Source organism: Rhodococcus sp. 14-2470-1a (assembly GCF_002259425.1).
GTDB lineage: Bacteria > Actinomycetota > Actinomycetes > Mycobacteriales > Mycobacteriaceae > Rhodococcoides > Rhodococcoides fascians_E.
The window spans coordinates 1-17,324 of the sequence record NZ_NPFZ01000056.1; the positions used below are offsets into that span (position 1 = coordinate 1).

The 17,324-nt window shown below is 64.7% G+C and carries 7 protein-coding genes; 2 read left to right on the forward strand and 5 right to left on the reverse strand.

The features are described 5' to 3' along the window. The 5 genes from CH292_RS27525 to CH292_RS27545 form a co-directional block, all read right to left on the reverse strand. Nucleotides 1-10,678: non-ribosomal peptide synthetase (locus CH292_RS27525; protein ID WP_143545831.1), on the reverse strand; the 10,678-nt coding region annotated here is incomplete at its 3' end. Between the two features lie 116 nt (nucleotides 10,679-10,794). Further along, entirely contained in the window at nucleotides 10,795-11,874 is a 1,080-nt protein-coding gene (locus tag CH292_RS27530; RefSeq protein WP_094627528.1) for an iron chelate uptake ABC transporter family permease subunit, read from the reverse strand. Then, nucleotides 11,871-12,842, reverse strand: coding sequence for an iron chelate uptake ABC transporter family permease subunit (locus tag CH292_RS27535; protein WP_019667403.1), 972 nt, complete (start codon nucleotides 12,840-12,842; stop codon nucleotides 11,871-11,873). Before CH292_RS27535 ends, CH292_RS27530 begins: the two co-directional genes overlap by 4 nt. 177 nt (nucleotides 12,843-13,019) lie before the next feature. Continuing rightward, complete coding sequence (locus tag CH292_RS27540) at nucleotides 13,020-14,075, reverse strand: ABC transporter substrate-binding protein (protein WP_037164857.1); 1,056 nt, start codon at nucleotides 14,073-14,075, stop codon at nucleotides 13,020-13,022. 39 nt (nucleotides 14,076-14,114) lie between these two features. Beyond that, on the reverse strand, nucleotides 14,115-14,372 hold the full coding sequence (locus CH292_RS27545; RefSeq protein WP_094627529.1) for an MbtH family protein: 258 nt from the start codon (nucleotides 14,370-14,372) through the stop codon (nucleotides 14,115-14,117). A 233-nt stretch (nucleotides 14,373-14,605) separates the two neighbouring features. On the opposite strand from CH292_RS27545, the gene CH292_RS27550 reads away from it, so the two are divergent. Next, on the forward strand, nucleotides 14,606-15,475 hold the full coding sequence (locus CH292_RS27550; protein ID WP_094627530.1) for an ABC transporter ATP-binding protein: 870 nt from the start codon (nucleotides 14,606-14,608) through the stop codon (nucleotides 15,473-15,475). 177 nt (nucleotides 15,476-15,652) lie between these two features. Further along, nucleotides 15,653-17,324: AMP-binding protein (locus tag CH292_RS27555; RefSeq protein WP_143545832.1), on the forward strand; the 1,672-nt coding region annotated here is incomplete at its 3' end.

Sequence of the window (17,324 nt, forward strand, 5' to 3'; positions counted from 1 at the left end):
CACCGCGTGTCAGGCGTGCCGAGACCGCCGGAGTATCGAGGAACTCTTCGGTGATGACCACTGTGGGTGACGCGTCGTCGAGGATGTGGGTGATCCGCTCATCCGGGTAGTCGGGGTCGATGGGGACATACGCTGCGCCGGCGCGGATCACCGCCAGTAGTGCGGTCACCAAATCCACACTCCGCGGGAGTTGAACGGCGACGCGGTCGCCGACCTGAACCCCACGTTCGATCAGTATCTGTGCGAGTGCGTTGATGCGTGCATCGAAGTCGGTGTAGGAGAACTCGGTTCCGCTGTCGTCGTCGATGACAGCGACCGCATCCGCCGACACATTCGCCTGCCGCCGAGTCAACACATCCACCGTCGAATCCGCCACCGACACAACCGGACCCGCCGAGAGTGTGGAGATCTGGTCCGAATCGGCTGCGGGCAGCACGTCCAGCGACGCGATCGAGCGGCCAGGGTCGGCCGCGAACAGTTCGACGATGCGGTGCAGAACTGTGCTGAACCGCGCGGCGACGTCGGGGCCGAACAGGTCAGGTCGGTACGACAACCGGACCCACGTGTCGGCGCCGGCTTGCGCGGCGAACGTGAGTGGGTAGTGCGTCGTTTCCCGGCCCGACTCACCGAGAATCGTGATTCCGGCGTTGTCCCGGACGAGTTCGAGCGTCTCGGAGTCCGACGGGTAGTTCTGGTAGACCATCAACGTGTCGAACAGCGGCTGGTGCCCGCTCAGACGCTGCAACTCGGCGAGCGATACCTGATGATCCTCGATCAGCGCGGAGTTCTGGTCCTGCACCCGGCGCACCGCGTCGGCAAGGCTGAGCCTGCCCTCCAGCTGCACGACCACCGGAACCGTGTTGATGAACGAGCCCACCGCGTCCTCGACCCCGTCGACCTCCGGGGGACGGCCCGACACAACGGCACCGAATACAACCGTGTCCTGGCCGGTGATCGTATTCAGGAACACCGCCCAGACCGTCTGCAGCAGACTGCTCATCGTGGCACCGGCAGATCGGGCCACATCGGCAAGAGCTGCGCTGGTGTCGGCGTCGAGTTCCACCACGATGTCTTCGGGCAGTCCCGCGACGCTCGAACCAGCCTCGGGCGCAACGAGGGTCGGCTCCGAGACCGGGGCGAGCACGTCGGCCCACCGCTGCAGCGAAGCCTGGGCATCGCGTGCCGTCATCCAGGACAGGAACTTCGCGAACGACAGATCCGGTTCGACCACGTCGGCCGGCCGGCCGTACGCCTCCCACATCGTTTCGAGAAGTCGGACCATGGACCAACCGTCGACGAGCGCGTGGTGAATCGACAGGATGAACGCGTGGCCGGTCCGATACCGCACGACCGTCGCGCGCACCAACGGCGCCCGAGAGAAGTCGATCCGGGTCGCGCGGTCACGTTCGGCGATCTCTTCGACGTCGGACATGTCGGCGACGTCGATGACCGTGACCGGGATGTCCACCGCGGTCGGCACGACTGCAACGGACTCGCCCCCGGACGTGGAAGCAATCGCGATCTTCAAGTTCGGGAACCGCTCGAGCAGTTGGTGCAGCGCAACCCGGAATCGCTCCGGCTCGCCGGCACCGTCGAGGTGGAACACGGTCTGGGCAGCGTAGACGTCGACTCCCCCGTCACTCGACCCGAGCATCGACTCCACCACGAGCCCGTGCTGCAGCGGTGTCAAGGGGTGCACATCGGCCAGCTCGCCATAGATGCCCTCCCAGCGCTCGAGATCGGCCTGCGTCACGCCACGCGCGAGCACGTCCGACGGAGATCGTCGAACCAGGACCGCTGAGCGTGCGTACTCGGCGAGTGAACTCAGTGCCTGAACCCACAGCTCGACGAGTTCGTCGACCTCGTCCTCGGACAGGACACCGGACGCATAAGCGATATCGCCTCTGAGAGCCCACCCGTCGCCTTCGGGTACCGCTGCGATGTTGATATCGGCCGCCGAGTCGATGCTCTGACCCGATGTCTCGTACGCGTCGATACCCGGCAGTTCCGGTGCAAGATCCCACGCCGCGTTCTCATCGGAAGCATCTCCGCCGGCAAACTGACCGAGGTAGTTGAACCCGATCTGTGGACCGCGCCCGGACCCCAGCCGCTCGCCCACCTCGGAATTGAGCTGCCACAGCATTCCGAAGCCGATACCGCGGTCGGGGACCGCAGCGAGTTGCTCCTTGATCCGGAGCACTGCCTCCGCCGCGCTCTTCGGGTCGAGGACGGCGAGAACCGGATCGACATCTGCGGTATCGAGCACCACGGGGAAGAACGACGTGAACCAGCCGATGGTGCGCGACAGATCCGCACCGGAAACGATGTTCTCCTCCCTTCCATGGCCCTCGAGTCCGATGAGCAGCCGCTTGTCGGTCGTTCCCCGTCTGCCGCGCCATGCTCCGACCGCGATCGCCAAACCGCCGAGCAGGACGTCGTTGATCTCGGCCGAGAGCACATGGGGCACGTCGGTAAGCAACGCCGACGTCAACGCAGACGGCACGCGTACAGCGACCACGGCCGCCGTCTCGGTCGTGTCGATCGCGGGGTCGAGTTCACGTGAACCCAACAGCGGTTCGTCGATCTCCGACGCCGACCAGTAGTCGGCTTGAGCGAGAAGGTCCGCGTCACGAGCACGCGAGGCCAGCGCACTCGACCATGCCGCGAGTGACGTACCCACCGCAGGTAGCGGATCCGTCGCAACCCCGGTTTCCAACTCCCACGCATGGGTCAAGTCGTCACCGATGATGCGCCAGGACACACCGTCCACGACCAGATGGTGGATGACGAGCACCAGTCGCCCGGTGGCCTCGGCATCGCTGGTCACCCAGCGCGCCTTCCACAGCACACCGTCCTGCAGGTTCATCGACTGTCCGAACTCGGCGACCAACTCGCCGACACGCTCGACCCATTGCGGATCGGACCACAGGCGCGGCGTCGTCTCGGAGCCCAGCCGTTCGTCTGTCGCGCCGTGCGGTGTCACCTCGAAGCGCCACTGCCCCTCTCGCGCGAGCCCGTCTCGCACCAATCTGCCGCGCAGTGCTGCGTGGTGATCGACAACGCGGCCAAGTACCCGCGACACGAGTTTCTCGTCGGCACCCGCGGGTGTGACGAAGACTGCGGACTGCACGAACGTACCGAAGGTCGGTGAATCCACCATGGGAACCGCAATCGGCCACAGACCCGACGAGAGCACCTCGGTCCGGGCGAGAGTCGATTCCTCCGCGGCACGCGCATCGGCCAGTCGGGCGAGTGCCGAGACCTTCCGCGCGGTGAACACCTCGGACGCCTTGATCGTGACGCCGGCACGTCGAGCCCGCGACACAACCTGGATCGACAGGATGCTGTCCCCACCCAGGCGGAAGAAGTCGTCGTCGACGGAGAAGGCGGCGTCCGCCGACAGGCGAAGCACGTCCCGGAAGATCTCGGTGAGTGTGCGTTCGGTGTCGGTCTCCGCGGCTCGTCCCGAACCACCCGTCGGCGCCGACTCCGGCGCGGGCAGAGCGCGTCGATCGAGCTTGCCGTTCGGTGTCAGTGGGAAGGAATCCACCCGGGTGTAACTGCTCGGCACCATGTACTCGGGCAGGTGTTCTTCCGCGTGCGTGCGCAAGACCGTGCTCAGATCGTCGGTGGCGGTGTAATACGCGGCGAGCATCTTTCCGCCACCCGGATGATCCGCCGCGACGACCGCCGCGGACACCACGTCCGGGTGGATTTCGAGCGCTCCCCGGACTTCGTCGGGTTCGATTCGATAGCCGCGGATCTTGACCTGCTCGTCGGCGCGACCGAGGTAATCGATGTTGTCCGAGGAGTTCCAACGGGCCAGGTCGCCGGTGCGGTACATGCGCTCGCCCGGTTCCCACGGGCACGCGAGAAAACGCTCGGACGTCAGGGCGGCCTGTCCCCAGTAGCCGCGCGCGATACCCGCGCCGGCCAGATACAGTTCACCTGCAACGCCAGGCAGCGTCGGCTGAAGGTTTCCGTCGACGATGTACGCACGCGTGTTGAAGATGGGAGTGCCCACGCTCGGTGTATCGCTGTCGGCAAGGTCTGCGCCGAGCGCGTTGATCGTGTACTCGGTCGGGCCGTACAGGTTGTACGACTCGACCCCGGGAGCGTCGCGCAACTGCTGCCACAACCGCTCCGGCACGGCCTCACCACCGAGCGAAACGAACACGACTCCCGGTGCATCGGACGACACCGATCGTCCCGCCGGACGATCACGTTCGAGCAGGCCTTCGTCGACCAGCACCTGCCCGTACGACGGCGTGACATCGAATCCGTCGACGCGTGTGCGGTCGTAATGCGTGAGCAGTCCGTGGGGGTCGCGGCGCAGTTCGTCGTCGATGACATGCACCTCGTGGCCGTTCAGCAGCCAGAACAGCTGTTCCCACGAGGCATCGAACGAGAACGACGTGGTGTGCGCGATTTTCATACGTCGTCCGGCCTGGTGCGCGACGACACGGTCGAAGATCTTCTCGACATGGTTGACGTACATGTTCGTCAGGCCGCGGTAGCCCACGGCGACGCCCTTCGGCCGGCCCGTCGAGCCGGAGGTGAAGATGATGTACGCAAGGTGGTCGAGCTCGATCCTGCCACCTCGGTCGGCATCTCCGATCGGGCTCGAGTCGAGGGCCGCAATGCGGTCGCGGGTGGCGGGATCGTCGAGGTCGACGCCGCGGGTGTCACCGATTCGGCTCGCGTCCCGACCGGTCACCAACGTCACCGTTGGACGCGCGAGACCGAGCATGTAGCCGATGCGATCGTCGGGCAAAGCTCTGTCGATCGGCACATACGCCGCACCGACGGCGAACACCGCGAACATCGCGATGACCATGCGCTCGTCACGTGGTAGGAGCAGCGCGACGCGATGCTCGGACCGGACACCCTCCTCGAGAAGTAGCCGAGCGTACCGCTTGACCTCCGCTGCGAACTCCGTGAACGTCAGAACGCGGTCCCCCGCGACCAGCGCGGTCTCCGCCCCGGACAGGTGGACCTGCTCGTCGAGCAGATCCGCAACCGTCACGGTCGGGACCTCGCGGACCAGGTCCGCCGCGATGCCGGTGTGCGGCACTGCTTCGTCGGCTAGAAGGGCGGAAAGCTGCCCGACCGGACCGTCGAGGTTCTGTACGAGCGCGACCAGCACCTGCAGGAACCGTTCGAGCAGTTCCAGCGCAGACGCCTCGGTGTACGCATCGTGGCGGTACACCAGCCGAACATGCACAACGGTCTCACCGTCGACCTCGGACGGATCGATCGCGAACGTGACCGGATAGTGCGTCTCGTCATCGACCTCCGTCGTCACGAGCTCGAACTCACCCGGGGCGGCCTCTTCCTCGAAAGGAAGGTTCTGCACCACGAACAGCGTGTCGAACATCGTGGACATGTCGGCCGCGGCCTGGATTTTGGTCAGCGACGCATAGGGATGATCGATCACCTGCAACTGCTCGTGCTGCACGCGGGTGAGCAGGGCTCGTACCGAGTCGAACGGTGAAAAGCTCACTCTCAACGGGACAGTGTTGAACAGCAGTCCGACGATTCGATCGGAGTCGGCGAGCTCCGGGGGACGTCCGGAGACGGTGTTTCCGAACACGACATCGTTGCTGCCGACCAACTGCCCGAGCGTCACGCCCCACGCTGCCTGAAGCACCGTGCCGACGGTGACGCCGGACGCCCGCGCGGCGGCATGTACTGCGGCTGCGGCGGCACTGTCGAGATCGCGATGCAGTTCGCCCGATCCGTCGCGCCCTTCACCGGCGGCAACCCCGGCCGGCCAGACGAGCGTCGGGCCGGACAGCTCGGCGAGGTACGAACTCCACGCGCGGTAAGCAGCGTCGATGTCCTGATCGGACAGCCAGTCGAGGTAACTGCGGAACGACGCCGGCCGCACTCGCGCCGGATACTCGGGGTCTCGGTAGGTATCGAAGATCTCGTCGAGAACGGCACTCGTCGACCAGCCGTCGAGCAGGATGTGCTCGAACGTCATCGCAAGCTTCCACTCGTCGATACCGTGCTCGATGAGTGTGAAGCGAATGAGCGGCGGCGTCTCGAAGTCGAACGGCACAGCACATTCCTCGGCGAGAAATTCCGTCGTACCGACGCCGAGATCGCGCCACTGCGCCAATCGGATGATCCGGATCGGTGCGTCGGCGACCGGCGGGATGACCTGCGCTTCGCCGGACGGCAGGAACGCCGAACGAAGATTGGGATAGCGCCCGAGCACTGTGCGAACCGCCGCCACCAGTCGGTCCGGATCGAGGGTGCCGACGACGCCCTGCGTCACCTGCGACATGTACGAGTTGTGCCCGCCCGATTCACGGGCTCGGACCATGTGGAACAGCAGGCCCTGCTGAAGAGGTGACAGCGGAAGCAGTTCGACGCCAGTACCGTAGCGCGCGCGGACGCTGTCCTCGTCCGCGGCGGAGAGGGTCAAGCGGTCCGCGCGACGCACACCGAACGACGAGCCTGCGCCGGATGACGGAGCCGCCGCGATGACTGCGACTGAGATCTCGTCGACGACAGCTGCCACGATTTCGTCGGCCGGCGTGACAACCGTGGCGTCGGTGTCGACCTCGACCCTCACCGATCGAGTTCCCGACTCGGTGCTCGACACTCCGACCAGTACGCGTACGGCGACCGGCATCGTCGCCGGCCCTGTCACTGCACTGTCGGCATCGGTCGTGAAAATGCTCACCCGCGCGTGCGGCGTCGGAAGGTCGTCGAAGAATGAACCGAACCGGGAATGGTTGGAAAGCCCTGCATAGTCCGCGGCTCGCTCGCGGATCGGCGAAAGGTGTGCTGCAATCGACGAACCCGTGAGATCTGCGGCCAGCTGAACGTCGTCGAGAACAAGAGGCAAACCGATCACAGTGCCGGCCTTCAACGGTTCCGCAACCTCGAGAACAAGATCGCCGTCGACGAGATCGATCGCCTCGAAAGCACGAACCACCGCGGCAACGATCGCTGCCCGCGTGAACTCCGCACCCTCGGCGTTCTTTTCGACTGTGATGGTCGAGTTCTGCCACGCAGACTCCACCGGCCCGCGAGCCGGCTCACCTCCGTCGTGATCGGCAAGTTCGTCGACCCAGTCCTCCCAGAACGGATCGTCGAGAACCGCGGTCCAGACCTCGTCGGAACGCAAATCCCGGTCGATCGAAACCGCGACGACCTCCATCGCAGTACCCGCACAGTAGGCGCCGACGAGGGCCGTCACGACCTCTCGTGCATCGTCGAGAAGCGTGGGGTTGTCCACGTCAGCGGTCAGTTCACCGCTGCCGTCGTCTCGGACGCCCAACCGAAGGGATGCAAGGTGCGGGGCTGCGAGCGTGAGGTGCGTGGTCGCCGCGTGCCATAGCGAGTCATCGCAAATATCGAAGTGTGGCAGCCGAATTCGGAATCTCGACGCACCAGCGGCGGGCGACTCCGTGCCGCCACGAAGCGCCGCGCGAACGAACTGGGCCAGCTGGCGGACCGCTAAGTCAGGGTGGCGCGCACCCAGAACCAAGAAGAGTCGAGCGGATTCGAGCAAGCGTGATGTCGTCTCCTCGACGAACAACTCGCGGGTGGCATCGAGTCCGATACTCAGGGTTCCATCGGGTCGACGGTCGAGTGAGTACACCAGGTCGTACAGCGCCGGGACCGCGTCGTCGACGCTGTCCTCAGCCGGAAGTAGCGGCGCGAGAGCCGCGTCCGCATACGTGCGAACCTCGCGATTGTCACGGAAAGCAGCCATGACCTGAAAGATCGGGCTCAGCCCGGGGATTCGCGTCGGGTTGACGGCCTCGACCACGTGCTCGAACGGGACGAGCTTGTGTTCCACCGCGCCGAGGAGGCGGTCCCGGACGTCGCTGAGCGTGGTCCCGAAGCCGAGCGCAGCATCGATATCTACACGCACGACCACCGAGTTGACGAAATATCCGATGAGATCGGCCAATTCGGGTTCGTCGCGCAGGGTCACGGGAGTACCGACCGGCACGTGCGCACCGGCGCCTTCGTTCCACAGCGCGAGGGACAGCGCCGTGATGACTGCATGCAGCGGCGTGGCCCGATGTTCGATGAGGAGATCGTCGACGGTGTCGGTGTCCGAGCTCGACAGCACTGCCTCGACGGACCGAATCGTACGCTCGTCGGTGTCCCCGCGGGCAGAATCCAGCGGCAGCGGCGTTTCGACTGGAAGGCCGGCGAGCAGGTCCCGCCAGTAGTCGAGTTCGACCTGATGACGGGAACCGGAGTCGTCTCGGTCGCCGAGGACGTCGCGGTGCCACACCGCGAAGTCGGCGTACTGGACCGCGAGCGGTTCCAGTGGTTCGCCGATGTAGAAGGCCGTCAGGTCGCGGATGAACGGCCCAACCGAATTCTCGTCGGTGACCATGTGGTGCGCATGTGTCACCAGCACATCGCCGTCTTCGTGTCGCAACAGCGTGAACTGCATTCCGAAGTCGGTCGCCAGATCCAGCGGCGCAATCAGCAGTTCGCCGATGCGGGCGTCGAGGTTGCTGCGCTCGATCTCCTCGATTCCCAGCCGGCCCTGCCGAGCCTCGTGCACGACTTGAATCAATGACGACGATTCTTCGTCGAAGACGAAGGTGGTGCGCAGTACTTCGTGTCTTTCGGCCAGGAGGTGAATTGCCTGCTGCAGCGCATCGAGGTCTGCGCGACCCCGGAACTCGCGAACCCGGAACTCGCGATCCTGGAACTGCAGTGCCTCGACCGTGCGGTAGATCGTCCGGTCCGTGACTTGCTCGGCCAGCCACAGCGATTGCTGGCCGAACGACATCGGTATCTCGTCGGGTCGCTCGACGTCACCGACCCGCACCACCGGCGGAGAGACGCGTGATACATCCCCGACGACCCGAGCCAGTTCGGCGATAGTCGGATTGTCGAAAACCTCACGCAGAGACAACGACACGTCCATGGCCGCATTCACTCCGGAGACCACGCCGCTCGCGAGCAGCGAATGGCCACCCAATCGGAAGAAGTTGTCGTTGACGCTGAGCACGACGTCGTCGCCGAAATGTAGAACCTCGGAGAACACACGCGCAAGAGTGTGTTCGGCTGCAGTCTCCGGCAACTTACCGCCGAGGCCCGCGCCCGCTCCGAGATCAGGAGCAGGTAGCGCCCGACGATCGAGTTTTCCGTTGACCGTCACCGGAAACTCACTCAGTACGGTGAAAGTCGAGGGGACCATGTACTCGGGCAGCGTGCTTACGGCATGCGCCCGAAGTACCTCGACGAAGTTCGCGGTCGAGTCTCCTGTAGCAGTGACGTAGGCGGCGAGGAACTTGCCACCCGCCGGGTGATCCAACGCGAGCACCGCTGCGCGTCGAACATCGGGGTGCGCCGAGATCGCGACTTCGACTTCTTCCAGCTCCAGTCGTTGGCCCCTGATCTTGACCTGATTGTCGGCGCGACCGAGGAACTCGAGCATTCCGTCCTCGGTCCACCGCGCGAGGTCACCGGTGCGATACATGCGCGAGCCGTCGGCATCGAACGGGTTTGCGACGAAGCTACCGGCTGTGAGCAGCCCACTGCCGACATACCCACGGCCCAACAAGAATCCGGCTGCGTACAACTCGCCGCCGGTGCCGATCGGAGTCGGTTCGAGGTCCTCGTCCAGGACATAGAGCTGGGTGTGTGGATTGGGGCGACCGATCGACGTCGCGATTCGCTCGGCCCGCTCTCGGTAGATGACGTGCGAGACACCGATCGTCGCTTCCGCAGGGCCGTATCCGTGGTAGAGCGTCGTCGTCAGCTGATCACGGAACCGGCTGAAGAGATCGGGGGTGAGGACTTCACCGCCACACCACACGTGCCGGACGCCTTCGAGCGCCGACGCGCCGCGTGCCGACCGTTCGAGGTCGAGCACGAGAAGCGCATCGAGCATCGATGAGACGAGATACAGATACGTGACCTGCTCGCGCGCGATGAGGTCGAGCAGATAGTCGGGGTCTTTTTCACTGCCGTTCGCCGCAACGACGACACGTCCACCGGACACGAGCGGAAGCAGAATTTCGTTGACGGAGATGTCGAAGGCCAGGGGTGCCTTGAACAGCGACGCATCGTCGTTGCCGAACATGAGCACGTGGTCTCGCTGCCACGTCAGTCGTTCGCAGATCGCCTCGTGTCGGATCATCGCGCCCTTCGGCGTTCCGGTCGATCCCGAAGTGAAGATCACGTACGCGAGCTGAGAGCCGTCGAGCTTGAGGTTCGGTGCAACGGAGGAGAATTCGCCGTACTGCCAGTCCTCGAGGTCCACCTCGATCGATTCCACCGGTAGCGACGGCTGGTCCTGAGCCGAGACGACTGCGATCCGCGCTGCCGAGTCCGCGATCACGCGGTCACGTCGATCCGCGGGCCACTGCGGGTCGACCGGCACGAACGCACCGCCGGCAGTCATGATGGCCAACGCGGCCACGACCATCTCGGCCGATCGCGGCAGGCAGATTCCGACGACCCCTTCGGTGTCGAGCCCGGAGCCGAGCAACCGGTGCGACAGCTGCGCGACCTTCTCGGACAGTTCGGAAAAGGTGAGTCGGCGGTCACCGTCGACGAGAGCGACAGCATCCGGGGTTGCGCGAGCCGCCGCCGCGAACAGCTCCGGAACAGTCGCGGTCACTGCGGGAGATGTGTGGTCGTTCCACCGTTGATGCAGCTCGGCGATATCGACGGGCGCGGTCATACTTCTCCCTGAGTTAGCTTAGCCAAACCTATTGTTTTTCTACTGTGGTGCTTGCCGGGGTGTGGTGTCAAGCCGATAGCCGGTGGCCCAACTCGGTACCTTCGAGAACACCGATCTCAGCGACGACGACGTACCTCTCGGATGAGCAACCACACCAGGTATCCGCCTCCCGCGACCACGGTCACCACACCGACTGGCAACTCGACGGGCAGTAGATTCTGCGCCGTGACGTCGGCGGCAGCGAGCAACAATGCGCCCGTGAACGCCGCAGGCGCGAGGGTGACGCCCGGGCTACGAGCCAGTCGACGGGCGATTTGCGGCGCCGCGAGCGCGACGAACACGATCGGGCCTGCAGCAGCGGTCACGGTCGCGGTGAGCGCTACACCTAGTACGAGAACGACGACGCGCACACGTTCCACACGCGCACCTGTAGCCCGAGCGGCGTCGTCACCGAGTTCGAGTTGTTTGAGTGCCGGTGAAAACACGGCAAGCACGCCGAAGAGCAGAAGGATGACGCCGCTGCCGATCAGCGCTTGACCCCAACTCGTGCCGGTGAGCGATCCGGCACCCCACGCGGCGGCGCTCATGGCAACCTTGAGTTTCGCGTTCAGCATCAACCAGGTATTGAGGGAGGTCAGCATCGCAGAAATCGCGATTCCGACGATGATCATCCGAAAGCCCTGTACTCCACCCCGCCACGCAAGGAGGTAGACGACGACTGCTGTCGCGATACCACCGATCAGTGCCCCTGCGGCCAACTGCAGATACGAACCGTGGATCAAGATGATCACGACCAACGCGCCGGAGTAGGACCCCGCGCTGAATCCGATGATGTCCGGTGACGCCAGCGGGTTGCGGATCAGCGATTGAAAAGCCGCGCCGGATACCCCCAATGCAGCGCCGAACACGACCGCCGCGACTGCCCGCGGCGCCCGCCATTCGACGACGACTGTGCGAGCGAAACCGGCTTCGGGATCTCCGGTGACAGCAGCCCACACTTGGGCGAGGCTCAGCGGGTAATCGCCGAGAGTCAAGGCCCAAACCGTCACCGCGAGAGTCGCAATCGCCAGCACTGCGCAGACGAGGACACTTCTGCCGTGCCAGCGTGTGGCCCAACCGCCGGTGCGTACCACGAGCGTGCGGTGTCCGAAATCCACCTGCCGTTCGGTGGCGGTCTCGAGACCTGTTGAACTCACAGGCCACTCACCTTTGCTCGGCGGACAAGATAAATGAGCACCGGGGCGCCGACGAATGCAGTCACGATGCCGACCGGGAACTCACCCGGCCGGATGACGACGCGTCCGACGATGTCGGCGGCCAGCAGCAGTGATGGTGCGAGAACGAGCGTGTAGCCGATGATCCAGCGCTGGTCCGGGCCGACGATCCACCGCGCCACGTGCGGAATCATGAGGCCCACGAAACCGATCGGGCCGGCGATGGCGGTCGCTCCGCCGGCCAGCAGCGTCACCGCGATGATCACGATCACGCGTGTGCGATTGACGTGTGCGCCCAGCGCGCTCGCCAGGTCGTCCCCCAGTGCGATGGTGTTCAGTGAATTGGCAGCGATTGCGGCCAGCACCACTCCGACGATCAAGAACGGAAGCACCGGCAACAGAACGTCCCAGCCTCGATCGACGAGGCTGCCTGCGTACCAACTGCGCATCTGGTCGAACGTCTTGGGATCGGTGAGAACCCAACCGGTAACGATGCCGGACAGGACCGCTCCGAATGCGACACCCGCCAGCGTCAGGTGAACCGGGTCTGCTCCACCGCGCCCCATCGAACCGATCACGTAGACAACGACGGTGACGACCAATGCGCCGAGGAAAGCGAACCAGACGTACCCACTGACGGTGGTCACACCGAACACTGCGATGCCGACGACGACGAAGAATTCGGCGCCGGCGTTGACTCCGAGAATTCCCGGATCGGCGAGCGGATTACGCGTCAGAGCCTGAATGAGTGCACCGGACACCCCGAGCGCGACGCCGACGGCGAGACCCACTGCGGTTCGCGGAATGCGCATGTCCCACACGACGTAGGCGTCGCCTTTGCCGGTGTTGTGCAGGAGTGAGTCGAACACCACCGACAGCGGGATGTCCTTCGATCCGACGGCGATGCTCAGGAGCACCAGGACGACGAGTGAAGCGATCGCGATGAACAATCCGATCGCGCGCCGCCCGACGCTCGTGGACGCCGTTGCACGGCGAACCCCCTCCGGCGTTTCAGCAGGCGGAGGAGCATGACCGGTTCGTGTTGTCACTCGATTCGCTTTCTGGTGGTGGACACACGTCCAGCCGCCTCGTGCGCTACGAGGCGGCTGGACGAAGATGGGTCCGGCCTATGCGCCCGTGTTGAGCGCCGATGCCTCCAACTGCGGGACGACCTCGTCGACCCACCACTGCACGCTCGAGGGAGTCGGCGGATTCACCGCAAGCCACTGCGGACCGTAGAGGTAGACGAGCGTCCCGTTCTTCGCGGCAGCAAGCTCGGGAACTCGGGGATCGGCCTCGAACGCTGTCCTGAACGTGTTTTCCGGGTCGGCGTACTCGTGAGTGACGATGAACACGACGTCAGCGGAGAACTGGTCGATGTTCTCGAGCGAGTACTTGGGTGCATTCGCCGCGACACTGTCGCCCTCGCCTGTCGGTTGCCCGTCTCCGGGCGTCAAGCCAAGAGCCTCGATGGGTTCGTTCGCATACTCGGTGAGCCACAGCTGCTGATCGTCTCCGTCCAGCACCCCCAGCTGGAACGTCTTACCTTGCAGGCCAGGTAGTTTCGCAGCGGCCTCGGACAATGTGGCCTCGTACTTGGCCTCGGTCTCGTCGACGATCTTCTCGTCGTGCCCGGTGAGCGCCGCAAGAGACGCCAGATTGTCCTGCCAGCTGGTGTCGCCGCCTTCGTCCTGCGTTTCCAAACCGACATAGGTGGGTGCGATGGAAGAAAGACGATCGTAGAGCTGCTCGTCGGCGCTCCAGACACTCGTGAGGATCAGGTCCGGATTCAATGCGGCGATCGCCTCCGGCGAATCCGTACCTTCCGCGGTGTAGAGGTCCGCGTTGAAATCGCCGTCGTACAGACCCTGCAACCATGGGTAGTCATCGAGGTCGGACGCTTCCCCCGACACCGCGATCGGCTTCTCGCCCAGGACGTCCAGCAGTCCGATCCAGTCGGTTCCTACAGCGACGATCCGCTCGGGCTTCTCCTCGACGGTGACGTCACCGTAAGCGGCGTCGATCGTGACCGGGAACGCACCGTCGCTCGACGCACTGTCGCTCGACGCGCCGTTCGTGGCACCGTCGGACGAGTCGCTCGAGCAACCCGCGAGCACCAAACCGACACTGACCAACCCGGCCAGCAATGCTGTCGCGCGCCTAGGCGCGGCAAGCGTTTTCATAGACGTTCCTCTCGTGTACTTCGATGGTTCGATGTTCGGTCAGACGTTCACGGATGCCGTGACGTCACCGGTCTCACGCCGTGCGATCACGTCGCGGAGCGATTTGGGACGCAGGTCGGTCCACGTTCGTTCGATCCACTCGAGCACCTCCGCGCGTGGTACTCCGTCGGGGGCTCCGTGAGCGATCGCCCATCCACCCGGGACCGGCTTGAAGGTGGGCCACAGCGAGTACTGCTCTTCATGGTTGACGAGCGCAAAGAACCGGCCCTGGTCGTCGTCGAACGGGTTGTTCGCCACATTTCTCCTTCGGTTCGAGCGCAGTTAGTCGGCGTTGCCGCACGGACGGTCACCGACGGACGTGCTCGTATGGCGACATATCGCAGCGAACAGTAGCAACAAAGATCAGTTAAGGCTAGGCTACCTTCAGCACTGCACGCTCGCCTGGATCCGAGCTCGCCGGATCCGCTCGTCCGGACAGAGCTGATCTCGAAAGCGCAAGGCCGCCAGGCTCATATAGAAAGACCGGACGATTGCCGAACACGACCACCCACCAAGTCGGTCCATCCACGTCGCCTGGCCCAGCCCCCACACCGGCGTCCACCGACCGACTCAGCGTCGATTCCGCCACGATCGGTTACGACCGACGAGTCATCTCCGAGCAACTGAGCGTGTCGATTCCCGACCAGTCGTTGACCGTCATCGTCGGACCGAACGCGTGCGGCAAGTCGACACTGCTGCGCGCACTGTCTCGGCTCATCAAGCCGAACTCCGGGCAAGTGATTCTCGATGGGGCGGACATTCGCTCGTACCAGACCAAGGAGGTCGCCCGCCGCATCGGCCTGTTGCCGCAAAGCGCTCTCGCGCCGGACGGGATCACCGTTGCCGACCTGGTCAGCCGCGGCCGGTTCCCGCATCAGAAGCTCCTTCGGCAGTGGACCGCGTCCGACGAGGCGGCAGTACTGACGGCAATGGACGCGACAGGCGTCACCGAACTCTCCGGGCGACCGGTCGACGAACTGTCCGGCGGACAGCGCCAACGTGTCTGGGTTGCAATGGCTTTGGCGCAAGAGACCGAAATCATGCTGCTCGACGAACCGACCACCTTCCTCGACATCGCCCACCAGATCGAACTCCTCGAGCTGTTCACGGACCTGAATCACCTCGGCCGGACGCTCGTCGCGGTACTGCACGACCTCAACCATGCGGCCCGGTACGGAACCCACCTCATCGCAATGAAGGACGGCTCCATCGTTGCCGAGGGTGCGCCGTCGGACATCGTCACCGCCGGCCTCGTACACGAGGTGTTCGGACTCGAGTGCATCGTTCAACCCGACCCGGTCACGGGCACACCGGCGGTCACACCGCTGGGTCGCCGGCGCATCCCGCACACGGCTGAGTAACCTCCGACCTCTTCGTGACCTCGGCGGCACCGCCTACCTGTCGCCGATCGACACGACGCGCTTTCATCCGGGCCGTGCCCGTGGGACGGTCCGCTGCGTCCGCTGCCGCTCCTCCGCGCAAAACTCGGGATCCTACTGTTAGGTTAGGCTAAGCATTTCCTAGAGAAGGAGTTCGGTGTGATCGAGGTTCGTCTTCCGCTGACGTCTGCGCAGTTGGGCGTTTGGACCGCTGAGCACGTCACACCAGGCGCCGACGCCTTTCGAATCTCCCAACTGATCTGGCTGGACGGCGACATCGACACCCCGCTCCTGGAGCGCGCAATCGGCGTCGCAACCTCCGAAGCAGACGTCCTCGGCCTTCGCCCCGTCGAGGGCGCCGACGGCCTACCGATGCTGCATCGGGAGATCGGGCCGGTCGGTACGGCGACCGTGGTCGAGCACGATCGACCGGATGACCGGATCCGCGCCGAAGCGTGGACGAGGTGCCACGAATGCGGCGCAGGCGACGACCGATTCGAGTCGGTGTCGGTGATCCATCGCCGGGCCGACGGCTGGGCGTGGGAGTTCGCCACCCATCACCTGCTCCTCGATGCTTACGGCCTCGGATTGGTGACTCGCCGCGTCGCCGAGGTGTACACCGCACTCGTCGGGAACGAGCCGATCCCGCCGCGATGGTTCGGGGCGTACTCCGAACTCGAAGAATCGCGCGACACGAACCTCGACGACCATTGGGTGCAACGATTCGAAGCCGTCGACGACATCACTCCGGTCACCTTCGATGCGTCCCGACAGTTCTTCCTGACCGACGCTCGAACACACGTCGTCATCCCGGCGGACGTGGCCGAGTCGATCGATCAGTTGGCTCGTGCTGCCCGCGTGAACTGGTCCGATGTTGTCGCCCTGGGCTGGGGCCTGTACACCGCATCTCTCGTCGGCCGTGATGCGTTCGCCGTGCGATTCCCGCAGATGAACCGATCCGGGCGACCCGCCCTGACGACTCCGGCAATGCTCGTCGGCGCAGCCCCCGTGGTCTTTCGTCCGAACCCGTCGGCAACCGTGCGCGAACTGCTGCAGCAGGTGAACAGTGAACTGCGAACCGCTGCACGTCACGTCGCAGCTGGGGAGAAGCTGGCTCACATCTGGCCGAACGGGCCGGACGACTACCAGGCGATTCCGCAGCTGAACATCAAGGCATTCGACTACAACCAGTCCTTCGGCGCGATCCGTGGGCGTCAAGAGACGATCGCCAGCGGACCGGTCGGGTTCCTCGACCTCATGGCGTATCGCGATTCGGTCCACGGATTCCTTGTGGACGTGGCTACGAGCGATCCTGCACTAGCGGCTTCCGGAGTGGTCGACACAGCGAATGGATTCGTGCAGTTCCTCGGTCGACTCGGGGCCGCTCCAGATACTCGGATCGCGTCGGTGAGGGTGATCGATGCTGAGCTGGCGCTCTCGGCGGGTCCGGTTGTGTCGGTGGCGGATTCGACGGTCGATGCGGTGATTCAGCAGCGAGCGAGTGTGTCTGCTGACGCGCTTGCCGTCATCGACGACACCGGAACGCACTGGTCGTACGCCGATTTCGATGCACGCGTCAACGCATTGGCACACATACTGATCGAACGTGGTGTTCAGGTCGGAGACCGCGTCGCCGTCATCCTCCCGCGCAGTGTCGACTTGGTGACCGCACTACTGGCGGTGATCCGCGTCGGGGCAGCGTACGTACCCATCGACCCCGAGTATCCGGACCAGCGGATCACCCACATCCTCGACGACGCGTCACCCACAGTGGTCATCACCGAAGAGTTCCTCGATACTCCGGCGGTCTCGGCACGCCTGACACGCGGTG

Coding starts and splice junctions, on each gene's coding strand:
- CH292_RS27540 (WP_037164857.1), bottom strand. CDS start 14,075: ATGAAAACGCTTGCCGCGCCTAGGCGCGCGACAGCATTGCTGGCCGGG.